The following is a 21,138-nucleotide window of genomic DNA, read 5'->3' as shown; positions in this document are numbered from 1 at the left end:
TCGGTCCCGGCACCTAGGCTACGGCGCGTGACGGCCGCCGAGGTGACGACGCCCGCCCGCCGCGTCGCCGCGGCCGTCACGACGGCGACGTCCCCGACGCTCCTGCTCGCCGTCCTCTACCCCGTGGTCGGGGCGCTGGCCGCCGGCGTCGTGGGGATCGCCTGGTCGCTGGTCGGCATGGTGTTCACCGTCGCGATCCCGGCGGTCGTCGTCGACCGCGGCGTGCGGTCCGGGCGCTACACCGACCACCACCTGCGCGAGCGCGAGCAGCGCGCGGTCCCGCTGGGGCTGGCGGCGCTCTCGGTGGCGACGGGCGTGGTGGTGCTGTTCGTGGCGGGCGCGCCCCGGGCGATCGCGGCGCTGCAGGTCGCGGTGCTGGTGACGGTCGTCGTCGCCACGGCCATCACGCTGGTCTGGAAGGTCAGCTTCCACACGGCCGTCGTCGCCGCCGCGGCCGCGGTGCTCACGCTGCTCGGCGGCGGGTGGTGGGCGGTGTCGTGGCTCGCCGTGCCGGTGGTGGGCTGGGCGCGCCTGGTGCTCCGCGCGCACACGGCCGCGCAGGTCGTCGCAGGGGTGGTCGTGGGGGCGGGGGTGACGACGGCGGTGCTCCTGGTCGCCGGGGTGCCGTGAGGAGCGACGGACGACGCGCACCTCGTCCGGGCACGACCGGACTCCGCGTCCGACCCAGTGACGACGGGGCCGCCGAGGGGGATCGCCTCCGACGTCCGCCCGAGTGACGCCGGTCACCGACGGGCCGAGAATCGGGGGATGAAGGCCGTCGCGTACATCGAACCGATGAAGGTCGAGATCCAGGACATCGAGTACCCGAGTCTGGAGCTCAGGGACGGACCGGGGGTGAACCCGGCCAATGTCGGGCGGCAGTGCCCGCACGGCGTCATCCTCAAGCTCGTCGCCACCAACATCTGCGGGTCCGACCAGCACATGGTCCGCGGACGGACCACCGCGCCGGCCGGGCTCATCCTGGGCCACGAGATCACCGGCGAGGTCGTCGAGGTCGGCCGCGACGTCGAGTTCATCCAGCAGGGCGACCTCGTCTCGGCGCCCTTCAACATCGCCTGCGGGCGCTGCCGGATGTGCAAGGAGGGGCACACCGGGGTCTGCCTCAACGTCAACCCGGACCGCCCGGGCTCGGCGTACGGCTACGTCGACATGGGCGGCTGGCAGGGTGGCCAGGCCGAGTACGTCATGGTCCCGTACGCCGACTGGAACCTGCTGAAGTTCCCCGACCGCGACCAGGCGATGGAGAAGATCCTCGACCTGACGATGCTGTCGGACATCTTCCCGACCGGGTACCACGGCTGCGTGAGCGCCGGCGTCACCACCGGCTCGACGGTCTACGTCGCCGGCGCCGGCCCGGTGGGCCTCGCCGCCGCGGCGTCGGCGCAGCTGCTGGGCGCGGCCGCGGTGATCGTCGGGGACATGAACGAGGAGCGCCTCCGCCACGCCCGCGACGTCATCGGCGCCGAGACCATCGACCTGTCGCAGGAGGGGTCGCTGCCCGACAAGATCGAGCAGATCGTGGGCGAGCCGGTGGTGGACGCCGCGGTCGACGCGGTCGGCTTCGAGGCCCGCGGGCACGGCAAGGACTCCGACCACGAGCAGCCCGCGACGGTCCTCAACTCGATCATGGAGGTCACCCGGGCGGCCGGGAAGCTCGGCATCCCGGGCCTCTACGTCACCGGCGACCCCGGCGCGTCCGACGACGCCGCCAAGGAGGGCAGCCTGTCCATCCGCATCGGCCTGGGCTGGGCGAAGTCGCACTCGTTCACCACCGGCCAGTGCCCGGTGATGCGCTACCACCGCCAGCTGATGAACGCGATCCTGCGCGACCGGGTGCAGATCGGGAAGGCGGTCAACGCCACCGTCATCTCGCTCGACGACGCCCCGCAGGGCTACGCCCAGTTCGACTCGGGCGTGGCGAAGAAGTTCGTCATCGACCCGCACGGGTCGATCGCGGCCTGACCACGGCCTGACCACGGCCTGACCACGGCCTGATCGACGGCGGCCCGGTCGGGGGCACGACTCAGTCCCCGACCGGGACCCCGCCGAAGGACACCAGGCTGACGACGACGTAGGCGACGTACGCGGCGAGCAGCACGACCCCATGGCGGCGGCGCAGCCGCCCGGACGCGAGGAACACCGCGGACGTCGCGGTCAGGAGCACGAGCACCGGCAGGTGCCAGCGCACGACCTCGTCGGTGACGACCATCGTCCCGCCGGCCAGCAGCAGGATCCCGAGCTTGCCGGTCACCGAGAACACGACACTGCCGACGACGTTGGCGACGCCGATCTCCGGCGCGCCGCGTCGCGCGGGCTCGACGGTGAGCAGGAGGTCCTCGAGGGACAGGGCGAGCGTGGCCACCGTGACGCCGAAGACCGTGCCCGGGAGCGCGAACTCCTCGAGGATCCCCTCGGTGCCGGCCCCGGCCACGGCGGCGCCCACGACGAGCCCGGCGAGCGCGAGGACGGCGAGCGCCACGGCGGTCGCCGGCGAGCGGCGCCGGGCGCGCAGGAAGCCCGCGTCGACGCGGACGCCGGGCGGGGGAGCGCCGGCCGGGCCCGCGGGCTCCGGGCGGCCGCGCCGGGACGCGATCCCGCCGCCGAGGGTCACGCGGTCGATCTGCTCGTAGAGCGCCGCGTCGCGCCACACCGGGCGCCGCGCGGCGTACTCGCGCAGGCCGATCCACGCGACGAAGGCGGCGAACAGCACGAGGAGCACGACGCCGGTGAGGGCCGTCAGGCGCCCCGTGAGCGCGAGGGCGTACATGACCACGGGGGCCCCGGCGTAGAGGGCCAGGTAGTCGCGGGGCACCGCCACCGACGTCGGGGCCACGGCCGCGGCGACGGCGAGCACCAGCCCGGGCATCGCGATCGTGGTGCCGATGACGGTGCCGAGGGCGACCTCGTGGAGGTCCTCGAGGCCCAGCGCGAGCCCGAGGGCGAGGTCGTCGACCTCGACGCCGGTGAACACCAGGGCGACGAGGAAGAGCGAGATCGCCCACCGGCTCGCGACCCCGACCAGCTGGCCGATCAGCTTCTCGGCGCAGTACACGAGGACCGCGACGCCCAGGACGAACGTGAGGACCGGGATCACGACGGGGTGCTCAGCCGCGGATGGCCGCGACCGCGCTGATGATCGCGAGGACCACCATGATCGCGGCCGCCACGATCGCCACCCACTTCACCGGCACGATCTGCCGGAGCCGGCTGCCCCCGTAGATGGCGAGGGCGGAGACGGCCCAGAGGCCCAGCAGCGACCCGATGCCGACGAGCAGCGGGTCGCCGTACTGCGCGGTCAGCGTCGCGGTCAGGATCTGCGACGGGTCCGCGAGCTCGGAGAGCGCGGTGATGCCGAACGCCGTCGCGACCACCGCCCAGCGCGTCCGCGGCGCCTCCCGCTCCTCGTCGTCGTCATCGTCATCGTCCTCGTCCTCCAGCCCCTCGCGGAGGGTGAGGGCCGCACCGATGAGGAACATGACGGCGAGGATCGCCTCGAGGGGACGTTCGGGCAGCAGGCCGACAAGGCTCCCGGCGGCGACGGCGATGCCGACGTGCACGAGCATCCCGGCGAAGACGCCGATGAGCACCCAGCGCGCGGGGAAGCGGGTCGCGAGGACGAGCGTCACGAGACCGCTGGTGTCCGCCACCTCCGCCAGGGCGATGACGACGAAGGTGATCGCGACCACGGACACGGGGCATGGTTACTGCACGCGGCTCCCGGCCGCAAGCGTCACCGCAGGGGTGTGGGCGCGGCGACGGAGGTGCGCGGCCGGTCCGACGACGGCTCGCCGCGGTCGTTCGGCCACACGAGCTCGAACTCGAGCTCGATCTTCCCGCCGCCACCCGACATCGCGGGTCTCCTCTCTCCGGGTCAACCCGGGAGAGCCCCGTACGACCGACCCGTCACTCGTCCGCCCGGTGGGGCCGGGACACGAGCGCGGGGACCGGCACGAGGACAGGTTCGCGGGCCGGCTCGTGGGACGGCACAGCCGGCCCCTCGTCGCTGTTCGCGGCCTCGACGGCGGCGTCGATGATCCCGCGGTCCGGCGAGAGCACGCAGACCGGGTCGGTGCGGGTCATGTCGCCGGTGAGCTGGAAGGCCTGGCAGCGGCAGCCGCCGAGGTCGACCTCGCGGCGCTCGCAGCTGCGGCACGGGTCGGGCATCCAGTCGGTGCCGCGGAACGCGGTGAACAGCGGGGAGGACCGCCAGATCCAGCCGAGGTCGTGCTCGGTCACGTTCGCCCGCGGCAGCGGCAGCTCGTGGGCCGACAGGCACGGCCAGGCGTTGCCCTCGGGGCCGACGACGAGCTGGCGCGAGCCCCAGCCGCCCATGCAGGGCTTGGGGTAGCGGCTGTAGTAGTCGGGGATGACGTAGATGACGTCGGTGCGCCCGCGCAGGCGCTCCCGGGCCTCGCGCGTGACCTGCTCGGCGCGCTCGAGCTGTTCGCGGCTCGGCAGCAGGGCCTCGCGGTTGCGCAGCGCCCAGCCGTAGTACTGGGTGTTGGCGAGCTCGACGCGGTCGGCCTGGAGCTCCTCGACCCGCTCGAGGATGGCGCCGATGCGGTCGATGTTCTGCCGGTGCAGCACGACGTTGAGGGTCAGCGGCCAGCCGAGCTCCTTGACCAGCCGCGCGGCCTCCATCTTCTTGTCGAACGAGGAGATGCCGGCGAGCTGGTCGGACAGCACGGGCTCGTCGGCCTGGATGCTGACCTGGACGTGGTCGAGGCCGGCGTCGCGCAGTGCCTCCGCCCGTGGCCGGGACAGCCCGATCGCGCTGGTCACGAGGTTGGTGTAGAGGCCGAGCCCGCTCGCGTGGGCGACGAGGTCGACGATGTCCCGGCGCAGCAACGGCTCGCCGCCGGAGAAGTGGCTCTGCAGGACCCCGAGGTCGGCGGCCTCGTCGAGCACGCGGCGCCAGTCGTCGGTGGTCAGCTCCGCGGAGCGCTTCGTCAGCTCCAGCGGGTTGGAGCAGTAGGCGCACGAGAGCGGGCAGGCGTGGGTCAGCTCGGCGAGCAGGCCGAGGGGGCCGTCGGGCGTCTCAGTCATCGGGGATCTCCACCCAGCGCCGGGACGCGAGGCGCTCGAGGAACGAGGTCACCTCGTCGTCGACGACGCGGTCGTACCGGCGGCCGAGCTCGTCCACGATGTCGCCGACGCTGTGCGCGCCGTCGCAGAGACCGAGGATGTCGGCGCCGGTCGGGTTGAGCACCACGACCGTCTCCGGCCCGAGCAGCACCTGGCGCTCGCGGGCCTTGTCGTAGCGCATCTTGACGAACCGGGCGAGCCGCGGCCGCCCGGTGCGCGGCACGGTGCTGGTCACGACGGGGACGCCTTCTCCGCCGGGTAGGCCTTGTCGATCGCGTCCATCATGCTCCACAGCACGTCGTTCTTGAACGCGAGCGCGGCGACGGCGGCGTCCTGCTGCTCCGCGGTCCGGCAGCGCTCCTTGACGATCTCCAGCGCGTGCTCGGAGTCGCGCGGCGCCTGGTGGAGCCGGTTGCGGAAGTAGTCGAGGCCGTCCTTGTCGATCCACGTGTAGTGCTTCTCGAACGCCGCGAGCCGCTCGGCCATGAGGCCCGGGGCGAACAGCTCGGTGAGCGAGGAGGCGACGGCCTCGACCCACGGCCGGGTGCGCGCGAAGGTCACGTAGGCCTCCACCGCGAACCGCACGCCCGGGACGATGTGCCGGCCGTCCTCCATCTCCGCGCGGGGGACCCCGCACGCCTCCCCGAGACGCAGCCAGGCCTCGATGCCGCCCTCGGTGGTGTCGGTGCCGTCGTGGTCGGTGATCCGTCGGATCCAGCGCTTGCGGACCTCGCGGTCGGGGCAGTTGCCCAGCACCGCGGCGTCCTTGCGCGGGATCGCCTCCTGGTAGCAGAACCGGTTGGCGACCCAGCCGCGGATCTGGTCGGGCGAGAGCTCGCCGGCGTTCATGCGCACGTGGAAGTCGTGCTCGCTGTGGTAGCGCGTGGCCTGGGAGCGCAGCCGCTCGACGAGCGCGTCGGGGCCGACCGCCGTCCCGGGCCTGGTGGGTGTCGCGGTGCCGGTGGTCGCGTGTGTCGCCGTCATCCGCCTCAGACCTCCACCTCGAGCCCGTCGGTCGCGACCTCGGCCCCACGGGCGGTGACCGTCGCGTACTCCGCGGAGTCCTCGAGCAGCATCGGGTTGGAATTGTTGATGTGCACGTAGATCTTGCGCTCGGCCCGCAGGCCCGACAGGACCGCGAGGCTCCCGTCCGGGCCGTCGACGGCCAGGTGGCCCATGTCGCGGGCGGTCTTCGACGCGAGGCCCAGCCGGATCATCTCGTCGTCGGTCCACGTGGTGCCGTCGACGAGCACGACGTCCGCGGCCGCCAGCTCGTCGTGCACCGCGGGCGTGACCTCCTGGACGCCGGGCAGGTACACGGCGGTCCGGCCGGAGGTGGTGTCGGTGAAGCGGTAGCCGACGACGCGGCCCTCGATGTCCGTCCCGCCGCCGAAGCGCGCCTTCTTCACCGTCGGCACGTCGAACGCGGTGTAGCTCAGGCCCTCGGCCAGCGCGACGGTCTCGCCCGGCACCACCACGTGCCGGGTGACCTGCGTGTACCGCTCCAGCGTCGGGACGAAGCCCGTGCCGTCGGTGAGCGTCGCGAACGACGCGTCGGTGGCGTGGACCGCGACGCCGGGCCCCTCGCGCAGCAGCAGCAGACCCATCGTGTGGTCGAGCTCGGCGTCGGTGAGCAGCACGGCGGCGATCGGGCTGTCCCGCTTGTCCCGCGGGCGCAGCTCCGGGGCGGCCTCGATCTGGGCCCGCAGGTCGGGGGAGGCGTTGACGAGGAACCACGTGGTGCGGTCGGCGCTCACGGCGATCGACGACTGCGTCCGCGGCGAGGCGGGACGCGAGCCCTCGCGGACCGCGCGGCAGCCCGGGCACCCGCAGTTCCACTGGGGGAAGCCGCCGCCCGCACCGGCGCCGAGCACCCGCAGCCACATCGCTGTCGTCCCTCCTGTCGATGTCACACGTCGCCACCCGACGGCGACAGGGGCGCCGGAAAAGCGATCTCCGGCGCCCCTGTCGGTAGGTCGTCAGTCGTCGAGCTGGGCGACGTACATCGTCACCTCGGGGGCGACGCCGAGTTCTTCGAACTCGGGGGTCTCCCAGATGGAGAGCGACTCCATGATGGCGTGCCACCTCCTCTCGTCGATAGCGATCAACCTACCCGCGCGCGCCGAGTCCCTCGGCGCGCGAGATCACCAGAACTTGATGCCGACCGACTTCAGGCGCCGCTGGTGGAGGTGCTCGACCTGGGCGATGTCGTCCTGCGAGATCAGGTCGCCCCACGCGGATGCCGCCTTGACACCCTGGGTGAGCAGTTCCTCCATCTGGTCGTCGACGACGTCCGCGCTCTGGATGACGCGGGAGCCGAAACCGATGTGCCAGCGCTCGTCGCGGAGCACGAGCTCCATTCCCTTGTGCGTGCCCGGCATCTGGACCGACAGGCCCTTGAGCGTCTGCAGCAGGGCGTGCTGGCCGGCCGTGAGCACCACGCCCTCGAGGATCATGTGGTAGAGCCCGACGGCCGCCGTGAGCTGCGAGTGGTCGTCGGCGACCGAGGCCGCGATGGCCGGCAGCTTCTCCTCGAAGAGCTCGAGGAGGTCCGGGCTGATGCGGTCGCGCAGGACGTCGATGCGCTCGGCCATGTTGTTCCCGGGCACGCCCGCGACCTCGCGCACGACCCGGTCGAAGAAGCGGGCGTGGCGCGCCTCGTCCCGGGCCTGGGCCTGGAGGACCTCGACCATGCGGTCATCGGTGCTGGCCGCGGCCTGGAACGACGTCAGGTGGGTGGCGACGGAGGTCTCGCCGACGCAGAAGCCGGCGAGCAGCCCGAGGACCTGGTCGTACTCCTCCTGCTCGAGCTTGCCCCAGGCCTCGATGTCGGCCGTGAGGTCGATGGTGGTCTCGTCCCACTGGAGCGATTCGGCGAGCTGCGCGAAGTGGCCGTACCCGGTGATCATTCTTGCTGCTACCTCACATCTCCGGGAACTCGCCCGGGGCCAACTCACGGAAGTCCGACTTCTCGGCGCCGCAGATCGGACACATCCAGTCGTCCGGGATGTCCTCGAAAGGCGTCCCGGGCGGGATGCCGCTGTCGGGATCACCCTCCTCCGGATCATAGATGAACCCGCACATTTCGCAGAGCCAGCGCTTGGCCTCGGGCCTCGCCTCGGTCTGCTCGACCGTCATGACACCTCCTGCGGATCCCCGATCGCGGACGGACACCGGACACCGCGAAGGGGCGCCGGAATCGCTTCCGGCGCCCCTTCGTGGTTCCGTCCGCTAGTCGTCCATCTGGGCGACGTACATCGTCACCTCGGGCGCGACGCCGATCTCCTCGAACTGCGGGGTCTCCCAGACGTGCATCTCCATACCGATCTCCTCTCGATCAGTGCTCCACGGGGGGAGCGGTGGTCAGCTCTCGGGCAGCGCGAACACGAACAGCGCGTCGCCGGCGGAGGCGCCGAGCAGGCCGGGCAGGAAGCCCTCGACCCAGCCGCCCCAGCCGGTCGGCACGGCCACGTACTGGCGCCCGTTGACCGAGTAGGTCGACGGGCTCGAGTGGTGGCCGCTGCCGCACTGGAAGGAGTACAGCTTCTCGCCGGTGTCCGCGTCCAGCGCCACGAGCTCGCCCGTCGGCGTGCCCTGGAAGACCAGGCCGCCGGCCGTGCTCAGCGTCGAGGCGCACATCGGGTACTCGTTGTTCCAGCGCCACTTCTCCTCGCCCGTGAGCGGGTCGATCGCGGCGACGTAGCCGTAGAAGTCGTCGAGGTCGACGGCCACGCCGGCGCCCCAGTAGGGGATGCTCTCGCGGAACTCGCGGCGGCGGCGGGTCGCCGTCGCCCCGACCTCCTGGACGGGCACGTAGATCAACCCGGTGTTCGGGTTGTACGACATGTGCGTCCACTCCTTGCCGCCGGCCGGGCCGGGCCAGAAGTGGACGGGCACACCCTCCTCGTCCGGGTACACCTTCGGCGTGACCTTGCCGTCCGGCGTGATCTCGCCCCAGGTGATGCGGTCGACGAAGGGGAAGACGCGCACCAGCTCGCCGTTGGTGCGGTCGAGGACGAAGAAGTAGCCGTTCTTGTCGGCGTGCGCGAGCAGCTTGCGGCCGTCGGGCGCGTCGAAGAGAAGGTTCTCCATCGTCGAGTCGTAGTCCCACAGGTCGTGGGGCGTGAACTGGTAGTGCCAGCGGATCTGGCCGGTGTTCACGTCGACCGCGATGGTCGAGTCGGTGTAGAGGTTGTCGCCCGGGCGCACGTCGCCGTCGAAGTCGGGCGCCGGGTTGCCGGTGCCCTGGAACAGCAGCTCGAGCTCGGGGTCGTAGGACGGGGTGACCCAGCAGTTCGCGCCGCCGCGCTGCCACGCCTCGCCGGCCTCGTCGCCCCACGTCTCCGAACCGGGCTCGCCCGGCTTCGGGATCGTGTAGGTGCGCCAGCGGCGCTCGCCGGTCTGGGCGTCGAAGGCGTCCATGTGGCCGCGGAGGCCGAACTCGCCGCCGGCGCTGCCGACGATGACCATGTCCTTGACGATCAGCGGCGCGACCGAGCCGCTCTCGCCGGCCCGCACGTCGCCGTTGACGACGTCCCACACCAGCTCGCCGGTCTGCGCGTCCAGGCAGATGAGGTGGGCGTTGAGGGTGTACATGTACACCTTGCCGTGGCCCACGGCGCAGCCGCGGTTGACGTTGCCGCAGCACAGCGACACGTCGTACGGCGAGGCGTGCTTGTAGCGCCACAGCTCCTCGCCGGTGGCGGCGTCGATCGCCCAGATCTTGCCGTCGGGGCCGGTCACGTACATGACGCCCTCGACGACCAGCGGGCAGGCCTCGAACGAGTACGTCGACGCGCCGGAGTGGAGGCCGTTCATGCCGGCCTGGAAGACCCACGCCGGGGTCAGGCGCTTGACGTTGTCCTTGTTGATCTGGTCGAGCGTGCTGTAGCGCTGCGCGTCGTAGGCGCCGTAGTAGGTGAGCCAGTTCTCCGGCTCGTTGCGGGCCTGCTGGATGCGCTCGTAGTTGACGTCGCTGGTCGCCGGGGCCTGGCCCTTGGTGGCGGACAGCGTGCGGTGCGGGACGGCCTCGCCGGCGTCCACGTAGTCGGTCATCGGTTTCCTCTCGAGTCTCTCCGGTCTCTACGCACCTGGGGGCTACGGACGCGGCTGCGGGGGACGGTCCTGCTTCGCGTCGTCGGGGACCTCGCCGCCGAACACGAGCGCCGCCGTGAGCCCGCGGCCCTCGTCGTTGCCGGTCGTGGAGCCGTAGTAGTAGGTGCCGGGGCCGCCCAGCGAGAGGCGGGCGGTGCCCTTGGAGTGGTTGACCAGCCAGATGATCTTGGGGTCACCGTTGTGGGGCAGCACCGCGCAGTGGGTGTTCTTGTCGTCGTTGATGAGCGTGAGCTCGACCTCGCCGCCCTGCGGGAAGACCACGATCGAGGGCTCGAAGATCAGCTCGTCCTCCGGGATGCGCACCGTGGCGCGCATGATCCCGTCGTCGCCGACCTCGGCGTGCCCGACGTTGCCGGTGCCGAGGAGCCGGCCCAGCGCGGTCCTGTTCTGCCCGTCCAGGCCGGCGGCGTGCAGCTCGTCCGATCGATCTGTGGACGTCATCCGACGTACCTCCTCATGGATGTCCTTCCTGCCCGTGGCGGCGGTGCCACCTCGGAGCCCGTCTCCGCCGGGCCGACCCCCGTGCCGATGGCGCGGGGCGTCGCTCGGGCGTGGCGCACCGGCGGGCACGGGACGGCGCCGGCCGGCGGGGAAGCGCGTGGGAGGAGCCCTGGCTGCCGCCGGTCAGTCGACCGTCCGGCCGACGATGTCGACCACTGGGCGGCAGGACACACGGCTTTCGGCGGCGGCCGGTTGGTCCCGGCTGCCGAGCGGTGTGTGCTGAGCCACAGGCGACAGTAGGGAGCCGACCCGACGTCGGCAAGGGTCGTCCGGGGTCTTTCGGGTGCGGATCGTGCTCGGCTGTGTGCCATCCCGCGTTTGTGCTGGGCGGACTACGCTGAGTGGCTCACTCGTCCGATCGTGTCGGGCGCGGGGCGGTCCGGGAGCGGGAGGGGGTCGACCCTGTCCGTACGGTCAGGTTCGGCCCGCGGCGGTGGGCTGCATCACTCCGCCGCGGTTAGGGTCGCCGACGGGTGTCGACGCCGGCGGGAGGTGGTGACATCCGAGGGGAGGTCGACCGGGTGGGCAGGTTCGGATCGGCCGAGGCGCTCGCGTGGCTCGCCACACACGGAGCTCACGCGGACAGCGTCGAGCTCAAGACGCTGCTCGTGCCACCGGCCGGGGCCGCCGCCGAGGCCCTCACCGGACGCCACGGGCCCACCTGGAGCGTCCGGCAGACCTACCTGCTCGACACCGCCGCGCTGGACCTGCTCCGCGCCGGCGTGGAGATCCGCCTGCGCCGGCGCGCCCGGGGGCGCTTCGACCTCGCGGTGTCGGCACGCCGCCGGGGCTCGGATCGCGAGCGGGCGGTGCCGAAGGGCGCGCGCGTCGAGTACGACGTGGTGCCCGAGGGCGTGTGGCAGGACATCGAGGTGCGCCGCGACATCGACGCCGCCCTGGCCGCTGCCGTCATCGCCGGGTCGGCGAAGGCCCGTGACCTGCTCTCGGCGACCCAGTGCGCGTGGGCCTGCGGGGGCGGGGCCGAGGCGGTCGACGACGCCCGGCTCAGCGAGCTCGAGGTGCACGGGCCGCTGGTGGTCCGGCGCGTCAAGGTCACGGCGGCGGCCCTGGGCCTGCCGCGGGTCGACCTGGAGCACTTCCGCTTCCCCAGCGGCCGCGAGCTGGTGGAGCTGTCCACCCGCTGCTGCCCGCGCGACGTCCCGGCCACCGCCGCGGGGTTCGAGCAGCTGCTCGAGGAGCGGGCCGTGGTCGTCGCGCCGGAGTACTGCACGAAGACCGCCGTGTGGCGGGAGGAGGTCTCGTCGCGGCGCGGTGGCGCCGCGCGGGGAGATCGCTAGCTCACCCTCCGGGACGCGTGTGGCTACCGGGGCTCGTGGTGCCCGCGGGCTACCGTGGCGCCATGGCCGGGCGGACCGACACACCAGAGAAGCGCGCGACCCGCAGCCGCCCGATCACGGGTGGGCGGACGCCGCGCCGCCGCGGTGACGGTCCGGACGCCACCACGCGCTCGCCGCAGCAGAAGCGCCCGGCACGGGGCGGGACGAAGCGCCCGGCCGGCAAGGGCCGCGCGCCCGCCCGCCGCTCGGGACCCGGGCCGATCGTGCGCGCGTTGCGCGGCGGGTGGGTGCTGACCGCGCGCGGACTCGGGTCGCTGGTCCGCACGCTCGGGCGCGCCCGGGACGTCGACGCCGCGCACCGCCGCGACGGGGTGGCGCTGGCGCTCGTCGTGCTCGCGGTCCTGACCGCCGCCGGCGTGTGGTGGCGGGCGGGTGGCCCCGTGGGTGCCGGCCTGGACATCGGGCTGCGGACGGTCATCGGCGCCGCCGCGCTCGTGCTGCCCCTGGTGCTGCTCTTCGTCGCGGTGGTGCTGCTGCGCACCGACCCGGTCCCCGAGACCCGCCCGCGCACCGTCGTCGGCGCCCTGCTGCTGGGCATCGCGGTCCTCGCCGTCTGGCACCTCGTGGCGGGGGCGCCCGCCGACCTCGACGGCCGCCGCTCGGGGGGCGGGGTGATCGGTGCGGTGGTCGCCGATCCGCTCGCCCGCGGGGTGACGGTGTGGCTCGCCGGCGTCGTGCTCGTGCTGGTCGGGTTCTACGGCCTGCTCGTGCTCACCGGCACGCCGGTGCGCGAGGTCGGGGAGCGCCTGCGCGCGCTCGTCACCGGCGAGTACCCCGACGACGAGTGGGGCGGCCCCGAGGACGTCGACGTCGACGGCGAACCCGTCGAGGACGACGGCACCGCGCCCACCACACGCATCCGGCGTCGCGGGCGGCGCGGCGAGGGATCGGGCGAGGGGGTCGACGGGGCCGAGGGCGGCGAGGGTGCCGACGGCTCCGGTGACGCGGCCGCCCACCCGGCCCGGCACCGCGACCGGGCGTCGTCCGTGCCCGACCTGACCACGCCGCCCGAGGGCCTGCCGACGGCCGAGGCGGGACCGGCGGCGGGCGGACGCGGGCGCTCGTCGAAGCGTGCGGGATCCGGGGCCGCGCCGGCGGCGGCGACCGGGGCCGTCGCGGCCTCGGCGGTCTCGGCGGCCGCCTCGTCCGCCGTGCCCGACACGACGGCGCCGGCCGAGACCGAGGTCGATCCGCAGGCCGCGACGTCGTTCAGCTCCCACCGCGCGGACCCCGACAGCGACTACCACCTCCCGCCGACCGACCTCCTCACCGCCGGCGAGCCGCCCAAGGCCCGCAGCGCCGCGAACGACGCGATGATCGACGCGATCACCGGCGTGCTCGAGCAGTTCAAGGTGGACGCCGAGGTCACCGGCTTCACCCGGGGCCCCACGGTCACCCGCTACGAGGTCGAGCTCGGTCACGGGGTGAAGGTCGAGAAGATCACCGCGCTGCACCGCAACCTGGCCTACGCGGCGGCGACCGACCGGGTGCTGCTGCTCGCGCCGATCCCGGGCAAGTCGGCGGTGGGCATCGAGGTGCCCAACACCGACCGCGAGATGGTCCGGCTCGCCGACGTCCTGAACTCGTCGACGGCGCGGGCCGAGACCCACCCGATGGTCATCGGCCTCGGCAAGGACATCGAGGGCCGGATGGTGACGGCCAACCTCGCGAAGATGCCGCACCTGCTGGTCGCGGGCTCCACGGGCTCCGGCAAGTCGAGCTTCGTCAACTCGATGCTGGTCTCGCTGCTGACGCGGGCCACGCCGGACGAGGTCCGGATGATCCTCATCGACCCGAAGATGGTCGAGCTGACGCCCTACGAGGGCATCCCGCACCTCATCACGCCGATCATCACCTCGCCGAAGAAGGCGGCCACCGCGCTGCAGTGGCTGGTCGAGGAAATGGAGCAGCGTTACGCGGACATGCAGGCCAACCGCGTGCGGCACATCGACGACTTCAACCGCAAGGTGCGCTCCGGGGAGATCCAGGCACCGCTGGGCAGCGAGCGCGTCTACCGGCCCTACCCGTACATCCTCGCCATCGTCGACGAGCTCGCCGACCTCATGATGACCGCGCCCCGCGACGTGGAGGACGCGATCGTCCGGATCACGCAGAAGGCCCGCGCGGCCGGCATCCACCTCGTGCTCGCGACGCAGCGGCCGTCCGTCGACGTCGTCACCGGCCTGATCAAGACGAACGTGCCGTCACGGCTGGCGTTCGCGACGTCGTCGCTGACGGACTCGCGGGTCATCCTCGACCAGCCCGGCGCCGAGAAGCTCATCGGCATGGGCGACGCGCTCTTCCTGCCCATGGGGGCGGGGAAGACGAACCGCCTGCAGGGCGCGTTCATCGGGGACGACGAGATCGCCGCGGTGGTCGACCACTGCAAGGAGCAGGCCGACCCCGACTACACCGAGGGCGTCACCACCGAGGCCGCGGGCGAGAAGAAGGAGATCGACCCCGACATCGGCGACGACCTCGAGCTGGTCGTCGCGGCGGCCGAGCTCATCGTCACCAGCCAGTTCGGGTCGACGTCGATGCTGCAGCGCAAGCTGCGGGTCGGGTTCGCCAAGGCGGGACGGCTCATGGACCTGCTCGAGACGCGCGGCGTGGTCGGCCCGTCCGAGGGGTCGAAGGCCCGGGACGTGCTGTTCAAGCCCGACGAGCTGCCCGACCTCCTCGCCTCCCTGCGCGGCGAGCCGGCCCCGGCGCCCGCGGCCGACCCGGACTCGGACATCCCGCCGCCCATGGAGGACGGGGACCGGTAGGGGGCTCCTGCCCTGACCTTCCTGCCCGGAACCCTCCTGCCTAGAACGGCGGGGCGTCGTCGTCGGGGTCGGGGACGGGCGTGGTCTTCGGGGACGTCGGTGCCGGGCGCGCGGAGGGCGCGGGCGTGCTCGGCTGCTGCTCGAGGTCGAGGGCGTCGTGAGGCTGGGCGTCGTCCTGTCGGGCCAGGCCGAGCGAGCCGTCGTCGGGCATCTGACCGGGCTCGGCGTCTTGGGTCTGGGCCTCGTCGTGCCAGCCGTCGTCGGGCAGGGGTCGGGGCTCGACGGCGGGCCGTGGTCCCGGGAGGGGCTCGAGGACCCGCGGTGGTCGGGTGGTGTGGGTGACCCCGGCGCGGGTGCGCACGACGAACCACCCGGGCGAGGGCTGCCGCACGCGCCAGCCGCCCAGGTGCTTGAGGCGGTGGTGGTGGGTGCACCAGGCGCCGAGGTTCCAGGTCACGGTGGGGCCGCCGGAGGCGTGGCCGCGGGTGTGGTCGATCTCGGCCCGGTGCGCGTGCTGGCGGCAGGCCGGAGCGACGCAGTGCCGGTCGCGGACCCGGACCCAGCGTTCGGCCTCGGCGCCGGGTCGACGCCGGACCCACTGGTCGGGGCCGGAGTCGGCGTCGGGTGGGCGCCCGAGGTGACCGTGCGCCACCAGGTCTCGGAGCCGTTGCCGGAGCTCGTGGAGCAGGGGCGCCCAGTCGCCGTGATCGTCGGGTTCCAGGGCGGCGAGCACCGCCGTCGGGACCTGGATCTCGACGATCGCGCCTGTCCGGGTCGCGCCCGGTGCCCGCCCCCGCGCCCGGTCCCGGCCGCGGGGGCGGGATGGTCGCCGGCGGGCGAGCAGCACGTGCTGGAGGTGCCCGTCGGGATCGGTGAGCACCACACGCCATTCGCCGTCGTGGTGGCGGGCGACCAGCTCGCGGGCCACGGGCGCGGTGATCGCGCCGTAGCCGGGCACGGTGGCGGGGTGCTGGTCGAGGCCCAGCGCCGTGGTCAGCCGCAGCCGCACCTCGACGGTGCCCTGGCGGACTTGCCCCGCGCGCGACTCCGGCGGCCCCGACCCGGGCGACTCGTTGTCCTCGGGCCGGTCTGGTGCGCTAGCGAGTGCGAGGGCGTTGTGGTCGGCGGACGAGCGGGGCGGGGACAACGTCGGCGAAGCCCCGTCGGACAGGGCGTCCGAGGTGCTGTGGCCGCGATAGTCGTCATCCGTGGCACCCGAGGGCTGGTCGTCACCGGCGTCGCCTCCGCCGCCGGGGCCGTCGAGCGGCGCGTCGTCCGGCTCGTCGCTCCCCGGACCGCCGCCGGGGCTGCCGTCGTCGGGGCCCTCGTCGGGCTCGCCGTCCGTGCCGTCCGATCCCTCGTCGTCGGGACCGTCCGAGTCGTCGGGCGCAGAGCGCGGGTCGACGGGGCCCTGCTCGCCCGGACCGTCGTCCGGTGCGCCCTCGGGGCTGCCGGTGGCGTGGTACTCGGCGGCCAGGAGTGCGGCGATGGCCTCGTCGGTCATGCCGGCCGTGGAGCCGTTGAGCAGCCGCATCCCGACCTGCATCCGCAGCTGGCTGATCGGGACCAGCACCCCCAGCCGGCGCACCGCGGCGGCCAGGGCCTCGATCCGCGCCATCGAGGCGATGCCCTCGGTCGCGGGCGCGTCCACCAGCGCCAGGGTCGCCGTGCCGGAGGGGTTCGCCGACAGCAGCACCCGCCCGCGGGCCTCGGCGCGCCGGCGCCGGCGCTCGGCCCAGTCCGGGTCGAGGTCGAGCGCGATCTGCTCGAGCCGCTCCCGCAGCGCCGCCACCGGCAGCTCCGGGGCCTCGGGCAGGACCTCGGCCGCGGCGAAGCGGGCGTGGTCGTCGCACAGGTCGCCGGTGAGCTCGCTGATGGCCCGGACCTTTGGCTCGTCGAGCAGGCCCTGCCACATCGCGGCGCCCACCGCCGGCAACCGCTCGGCGAGGTCGTCGGCCAGGTCCAGCCGGCGGGCCGCCATCGTGCGCGACCAGCCCAGCAGCGCGGCGACCTCGTCGCCGGAGAACTCGTCCGAGCTCGCGAGCCGGACCGTGCGCCCCTCCCGGGCGGTGCCGAGCTCCCGCAGCCCGGCCAGCAGCTGGGCCTCGGCGTGGTTGTGGACCCGCCACCGCGCCCGCACGTACGAGGCCAGGGCCTCCCCGGTCAGCGCGGTCGGGTCGATGTCGTCGAGCGTCGCCACGAGCTCGGCATCGGGCGCACGACCGTCGAGCACGGCCGCCGGGCCGGCGCTCAGGTCGTGGTCGATGCTCACACCCGGAACGCTAGGACCGACCCCCGACAGTGCCGGGCCGGAGACGGTGCCACGAAGCCCCGGTCAGGTCACGGAACGATGACGATTCCCTGCCCAGACCCGGTAGGCCTCCGGCAGGCACCGTGCGCAGGGCCGGTAGCCGGCGGCCCGCGCGGTGGCCTCGTCGGCGAAGAACACGCGATGTCGCGCGTACTGGCCCCGGGCGAGCCGGCGCAGGGCGCTCGGGCAGTCGAGGCGTCCGTAGATCCGCAGGCGCCGGTGGCCGCCGAGCGTGCCGGGCGTCGGCGAGTCGTATGGGCCGTCAGCCCCGAGCAGGCGGTGGGTCACGCGAGACCCGAGACGCGCAGGGTGATGTTGATGCGCTCGCCGGGGGCGGTGCCGACGTCGGGCACGTCGCGGTCGGGCAGGAGCCTCGGGACGCCGTGGTACGCGAGGCGGTGCTCACCGCCGAAGACGACCAGGTCGCCGGAGAGCAGCTCGACGTCGTGCCACGGGCCGCGGCGGTGGTGCGGGCTGCCGATCCGGAACACGCAGGCGGCGCCGAGGCTCAGCGACACCACGGGGTCGGGCGCGCGCTCCTCGCGGTCCTGGTGCACGCCGAGGCGGGCGTCGCCGCGGTAGGAGTTGATCAGCGCGACGTCCGGTCGGTACACGACCTCGGGCGCCCCGTAGGCGTCGGCGACGGCCCGCGCGCCGAGGTCGGCCAGCCACGCCGGGAACGGCCTGACCGGCGATCCCCCCTGGTCGTCGCGGGTGCGGCTGTAGCGGTACGGGATCCAGTGCCAGCCCAGGCAGACGGTCTCGACGCTCATCCGCGCCCCGCCGGGCAGCGTCGCGTGCCGGGCCCCGGGACCCTCCCGCGCCCACGCCTGCGCGGCCCCGACCAGCCGCTGCTGCGCGGGCACGTCGAGCCAGTCGGGCACGTGGACGACGCCGGGCAGGAGCGTCCGCCGCTCGCGCGGGATCAGTTCGAGCACGGGCCCTCCTCCGGCGTCTCCGGACCAGGGAACACCGCGTCGCCCGCGCTCGTGGCGCCGGGCCGGAGACCAGGAGCGACGTCGTGCACCCGGGGACGCCCGGCGAGGGGCGTCAGGTGCTCCTGATCGGCGGCCGGGCGGGCGCGAGCAGGGCCGCCGCGCTGCCCGCGCGCACCAGCTCGGCCTCGGCGGGGTCGAGGCCCGCGGCGGCGAGGCGGTCGAGGGGGTCGGTGACGCCCATGTCGAAGGGGTAGTCGGTGCCGATCGCGACGCGGTCGGCACCGGCCACGGCGACGAGGTGGCGCAGGGCCTCCGGGGTGTGGACGAGCGCGTCGAACCACAGCCGTCGCAGGGCCCGGCTCGGCGGCGCGGGCGCGACCCGGTCGCCGGGACGGGCGTGCCAGGCGTGGTCCTGGCGCGCCGAGCCGTACGGGAAGAACCCGCCCCCGTGCGCCGCCAGCACCCGGACCCCCTCGGGCAGGGCGTCCGTCGCCACCAGCCGCGAGAGCGCGACGGTGGTCTCGACCGGGTTGCCGACGCTGTTGGACAGGTAGCCGACGTCGAGGCGCTCGCCCAACGTGCATCCCCAGGGGTGCACGAACACGATCGCCTCCAGCTCGGCGGCCGCGGCCCAGAACGGCGCGAGCGCCGGGTCGTCGAGCTCCCGGCGCACCCCGTCCGGCCCGGCGACGAACGTGCCGATCTCCACCCCGCGCAGGCCCGCGGCGACCGCGGCGCGCAGGACTTCGACGGCGAGGTCGGGGTGCTGCAGCGGCGCCGTGCCCAGCCCGACCAGGCGCTCCGGCGCGCCCGCACAGTGCGCCGCGACCCCGTCGTTGACCGTCGCCGCGTACCGGGCGGCGAGGTCCCGCCCGGCCCAGGTGTGGTGGATCGGCATCGGGCTGACCAGCTGCACCTCGGTCCCGGCCGCGTCCATCGCCGCGAGCCGCAGGTCCCGGTCGGTGAGCGCCGGGCCGAGCGCCCCGATCTGCTCGCGGTTGACGCGCGCGGACGCGGGCCCGGCCGCCCGCGCCTCGGTCGCCCGGGCGGCCGCGAGCGCCGGCTCGTCGGCGACGAGAGCCTCGGCGGCGGGGACCAGCAGGTGCGCGTGGACGTCGGTGGTCGGGCTCATGCGGGCTCCCTGTCGCCGGGCCGAGTGCGGGGACGGGAGCGGGCGCCGGGGATCGGGACGGGGTCGGTGCCGGGGACGACGCGCGAGGTCAGGGTGCCGATGCCCTCGACCGTCAGCGTCACCTCCGAGCCGGGAGCCAGCGGCGGCCGCTCGTCGCGGGAGGTCCCGCGGCCCCAGAGCTCGCCGAGGCAGCCGCCGTGGCCGCAGGTGCCCGAGCCGAGCACGTCGCCGGGGCGGACCTCGGTGCCGCGGGACGCGTAGGCCACGAGGTCGCCGAAGGGCCAGCCCATGTTGGACAGCAGGTCCTCGCCGACGACCGTCCCGTCGACCGCCGCGGTCATGGCCAGGTCGAGGAAGCCCTCGGGGTCCGGCGCGAACTCGTCGGCCGTGACCAGCCACGGCCCGAGCGTCGTCGCCGTGTCCTTGCCCTTCGCCGGCCCGAGCCCGACCTGCATCTCCCGGGACTGCAGGTCGCGGGCCGACCAGTCGTTGAGGATCGTCAGCCCCGCGACGTGCGACCACCCGTCCGCCGGGGCGACGTCCCGGCCGGTGCGGCCGACGACGGCGCCGATCTCGAGCTCGAAGTCGAGCACCGTGCACCCCGGCGGGACCGGGACGTCGTCGGCCGGGCCGAGCGTCGCGTAGGGGTTGGAGAAGTAGAACGTCGGCGCGTCGTACCAGGCCTCCGGGATGCCGGCCAGGTTCCGCATCCCCTCGACGTGCTCCTCGAACGCGACGAAGTCGCGCACCGTCGGCGGCTGCAGCGGGGCGAGCAGGCGGACCGCGTCCAGCGCCACGGCCGGCGCCGACAGGGCGTCGCGCCCCGCGTCGAGCAGCGCGCCGGCCTGCAGCAGCTCGAGCACGGTGACGGACCGGTCGAGCAGGTGCACCCGCTGGTCGCCGCCGTCGTCGACCACCACCCCGACACGGTGCGACCCCTCGTGGAGGACCGAAGCGATCTTCATCAGAACGGTGGCGCGACGAAGACGCCGCGGTCGGGGTCGTTGAACGACTTCTTGGCGACGAACTCGCTCATCGGGTTCGCCGTGCCCCACTGGTCGGAGACCTCGGGGTTCGTGAAGTCGTACAGCGACGGGTGCCAGGTGTCCTCGTCGAGGCACTCCAGCTCCGTCGTGTACTCGACGGTGTTGCCCTGCGGGTCGAGGAAGTACGAGAACGTGTTGTTGCCGGCCAGGTGCCGGCCCGGCCCCCACACCTTCTCGACGCCCGCGCGCAGCAGCCGCCCGGTGCCGCGCATGTACTCGTCGATGCCGCGCAGCTCGAATGACGCGTGGTGCAGCGACACGTGCGGGCAGCGCGCGATCGCCAGCGAGTGGTGCTGGGGGTTGCAGCGCAGGAACCACATCATCTCGCCCATGTGGGGAGAGAACAGCGTGTCGGAGAGCTTGAAGTCGAGGTGGCGGTCGTACCAGGCGACCAGGGCCTCGGGCTGCGGCGAGTTGATCACCACGTGCGAGAGCTTGACCGGCACCGACTCGCCCTCGGAGACGCGGCGGTGCGCGCGGGTGGCGACGTCGGCGGAGACCTCGATCGTGCGGCCCTCGAGGTCGAAGAACCGGAAGCCGTAGCCGCCGCCCGGGGTCTGCAGCTTGTCCGGGGTGGAGACGAGCGTGACGCCGTCGCGGCCCAGCTTCTCGGCGAGGGCGTCGACGTCGGCGGCGGTCTCGGCCCCGAACGCGATGAGGTCGACCCGCTTCTCCGCGTCGGCGCGCAGCCGCACCTGGTACTGCTCGGGCGAGCCCTCGGCGGCGAGGAACGCGATGCCGGTGTCGGTGGTCTCCGGCGCGAGCTTCCACAGGTCGCGGTAGAAGGCGAGCTGGGTGTCGAAGTCGGGCACGGCGAGGTCGACGTGCCGGAGGTGGGTGATGAGGCGGTCCATGGTGTCCTC

At 73.8% G+C, this 21,138-nt stretch carries 22 protein-coding genes; 4 read left to right on the top strand and 18 right to left on the bottom strand.

Translation table 11 applies throughout. The annotated features are described in order from the left end of the window. Positions 1–27 precede the first annotated feature (27 nt). A complete protein-coding gene (locus PH190_RS04195) occupies positions 28–630 on the top strand; it encodes a hypothetical protein (protein WP_274230238.1) in 603 nt (200 codons plus the stop codon). A 138-nt stretch (positions 631–768) separates the two neighbouring features. Next, the gene (gene fdhA, locus PH190_RS04190) at positions 769–1,983 is read left to right on the top strand and encodes a formaldehyde dehydrogenase, glutathione-independent (protein ID WP_274230237.1); all 1,215 of its coding nucleotides are present in this window, start codon (positions 769–771) and stop codon (positions 1,981–1,983) included. Between the two features lie 61 nt (positions 1,984–2,044). Here fdhA and PH190_RS04185 read toward each other — a convergent pair whose 3' ends face one another. The 12 genes from PH190_RS04185 to PH190_RS04130 all read right to left on the bottom strand — a co-directional run bounded on the left by PH190_RS04185 (position 2,045) and on the right by PH190_RS04130 (position 10,662). Next, entirely contained in the window at positions 2,045–3,115 is a 1,071-nt protein-coding gene (locus PH190_RS04185) for a sodium/calcium exchanger protein (RefSeq protein WP_274230236.1), read from the bottom strand. Between the two features lie 10 nt (positions 3,116–3,125). Next, positions 3,126–3,713 (bottom strand): TMEM165/GDT1 family protein, encoded by a 588-nt coding sequence (locus PH190_RS04180; protein WP_274230235.1) that lies wholly within the window; start codon positions 3,711–3,713, stop codon positions 3,126–3,128. Between the two features lie 211 nt (positions 3,714–3,924). Next, a complete protein-coding gene (pqqE, locus tag PH190_RS04175; protein ID WP_274230234.1) occupies positions 3,925–5,067 on the bottom strand; it encodes a pyrroloquinoline quinone biosynthesis protein PqqE in 1,143 nt (380 codons plus the stop codon). Further along, positions 5,060–5,341, bottom strand: a complete 282-nt coding sequence (gene pqqD, locus PH190_RS04170) for a pyrroloquinoline quinone biosynthesis peptide chaperone PqqD (RefSeq protein WP_274230233.1) — start codon at positions 5,339–5,341, stop codon at positions 5,060–5,062. Before pqqD ends, pqqE begins: the two co-directional genes overlap by 8 nt. Next, a complete protein-coding gene (gene pqqC, locus PH190_RS04165) occupies positions 5,338–6,090 on the bottom strand; it encodes a pyrroloquinoline-quinone synthase PqqC (RefSeq protein WP_274230232.1) in 753 nt (250 codons plus the stop codon). Before pqqC ends, pqqD begins: the two co-directional genes overlap by 4 nt. A 5-nt stretch (positions 6,091–6,095) precedes the next feature. Continuing rightward, positions 6,096–6,992: a pyrroloquinoline quinone biosynthesis protein PqqB gene (gene pqqB, locus PH190_RS04160; RefSeq protein ID WP_274230231.1), complete on the bottom strand. Its 897-nt coding sequence runs from the start codon at positions 6,990–6,992 to the stop codon at positions 6,096–6,098. A gap of 93 nt (positions 6,993–7,085) precedes the next feature. After that, a complete protein-coding gene (pqqA, locus tag PH190_RS04155; RefSeq protein ID WP_274198783.1) occupies positions 7,086–7,178 on the bottom strand; it encodes a pyrroloquinoline quinone precursor peptide PqqA in 93 nt (30 codons plus the stop codon). A gap of 72 nt (positions 7,179–7,250) precedes the next feature. After that, a complete protein-coding gene (locus PH190_RS04150; RefSeq protein ID WP_274230230.1) occupies positions 7,251–8,015 on the bottom strand; it encodes a ribonucleotide-diphosphate reductase subunit beta in 765 nt (254 codons plus the stop codon). Positions 8,016–8,028: 13 nt separating this feature from the next. Next, on the bottom strand, positions 8,029–8,244 hold the full coding sequence (rd, locus tag PH190_RS04145; RefSeq protein WP_274198781.1) for a rubredoxin: 216 nt from the start codon (positions 8,242–8,244) through the stop codon (positions 8,029–8,031). Positions 8,245–8,337: 93 nt separating this feature from the next. Then, complete coding sequence (pqqA, locus tag PH190_RS04140; protein ID WP_116706250.1) at positions 8,338–8,427, bottom strand: pyrroloquinoline quinone precursor peptide PqqA; 90 nt, start codon at positions 8,425–8,427, stop codon at positions 8,338–8,340. 42 nt (positions 8,428–8,469) lie between these two features. Continuing rightward, positions 8,470–10,161 (bottom strand): PQQ-dependent dehydrogenase, methanol/ethanol family, encoded by a 1,692-nt coding sequence (locus tag PH190_RS04135; protein ID WP_274230229.1) that lies wholly within the window; start codon positions 10,159–10,161, stop codon positions 8,470–8,472. Positions 10,162–10,203: 42 nt separating this feature from the next. Further along, positions 10,204–10,662: an MSMEG_3727 family PQQ-associated protein gene (locus PH190_RS04130; RefSeq protein ID WP_274230228.1), complete on the bottom strand. Its 459-nt coding sequence runs from the start codon at positions 10,660–10,662 to the stop codon at positions 10,204–10,206. Positions 10,663–11,243: 581 nt separating this feature from the next. On the opposite strand from PH190_RS04130, the gene PH190_RS04125 reads away from it, so the two are divergent. Both PH190_RS04125 and PH190_RS04120 read left to right on the top strand, forming a co-directional pair. Next, positions 11,244–12,020: a hypothetical protein gene (locus PH190_RS04125; RefSeq protein WP_274230227.1), complete on the top strand. Its 777-nt coding sequence runs from the start codon at positions 11,244–11,246 to the stop codon at positions 12,018–12,020. A 62-nt stretch (positions 12,021–12,082) separates the two neighbouring features. Next, entirely contained in the window at positions 12,083–14,848 is a 2,766-nt protein-coding gene (locus PH190_RS04120) for an FtsK/SpoIIIE family DNA translocase (RefSeq protein ID WP_274230226.1), read from the top strand. 40 nt (positions 14,849–14,888) lie between these two features. On the opposite strand, the gene PH190_RS04115 is transcribed toward PH190_RS04120, so the two are convergent. The 6 genes from PH190_RS04115 to PH190_RS04090 form a co-directional block, all read right to left on the bottom strand. After that, complete coding sequence (locus PH190_RS04115; RefSeq protein WP_274230225.1) at positions 14,889–17,120, bottom strand: DUF222 domain-containing protein; 2,232 nt, start codon at positions 17,118–17,120, stop codon at positions 14,889–14,891. 63 nt (positions 17,121–17,183) lie between these two features. Continuing rightward, complete coding sequence (locus PH190_RS04110) at positions 17,184–17,447, bottom strand: Ada metal-binding domain-containing protein (protein WP_274230224.1); 264 nt, start codon at positions 17,445–17,447, stop codon at positions 17,184–17,186. Continuing rightward, positions 17,444–18,097 (bottom strand): alpha-ketoglutarate-dependent dioxygenase AlkB family protein, encoded by a 654-nt coding sequence (locus PH190_RS04105; RefSeq protein ID WP_274230223.1) that lies wholly within the window; start codon positions 18,095–18,097, stop codon positions 17,444–17,446. The genes PH190_RS04110 and PH190_RS04105 overlap by 4 nt, the downstream gene beginning before the upstream one ends. Positions 18,098–18,209: 112 nt before the next feature. Then, complete coding sequence (locus PH190_RS04100; RefSeq protein WP_274230222.1) at positions 18,210–19,229, bottom strand: amidohydrolase family protein; 1,020 nt, start codon at positions 19,227–19,229, stop codon at positions 18,210–18,212. Then, entirely contained in the window at positions 19,226–20,194 is a 969-nt protein-coding gene (locus PH190_RS04095) for a fumarylacetoacetate hydrolase family protein (protein WP_274230221.1), read from the bottom strand. Before PH190_RS04095 ends, PH190_RS04100 begins: the two co-directional genes overlap by 4 nt. Beyond that, on the bottom strand, positions 20,194–21,129 hold the full coding sequence (locus PH190_RS04090) for a VOC family protein (protein ID WP_274230220.1): 936 nt from the start codon (positions 21,127–21,129) through the stop codon (positions 20,194–20,196). The genes PH190_RS04095 and PH190_RS04090 overlap by 1 nt, the downstream gene beginning before the upstream one ends. Positions 21,130–21,138 lie beyond the last annotated feature (9 nt).

The sequence above is a fragment of the Actinomycetospora straminea genome, assembly GCF_028737255.1.
In the GTDB taxonomy this organism is placed as follows: Bacteria; Actinomycetota; Actinomycetes; order Mycobacteriales; family Pseudonocardiaceae; genus Actinomycetospora; species Actinomycetospora straminea.
Note: the sequence above shows the minus strand (reverse complement) of the source record. Positions and strands in the feature narration are given on the sequence as shown.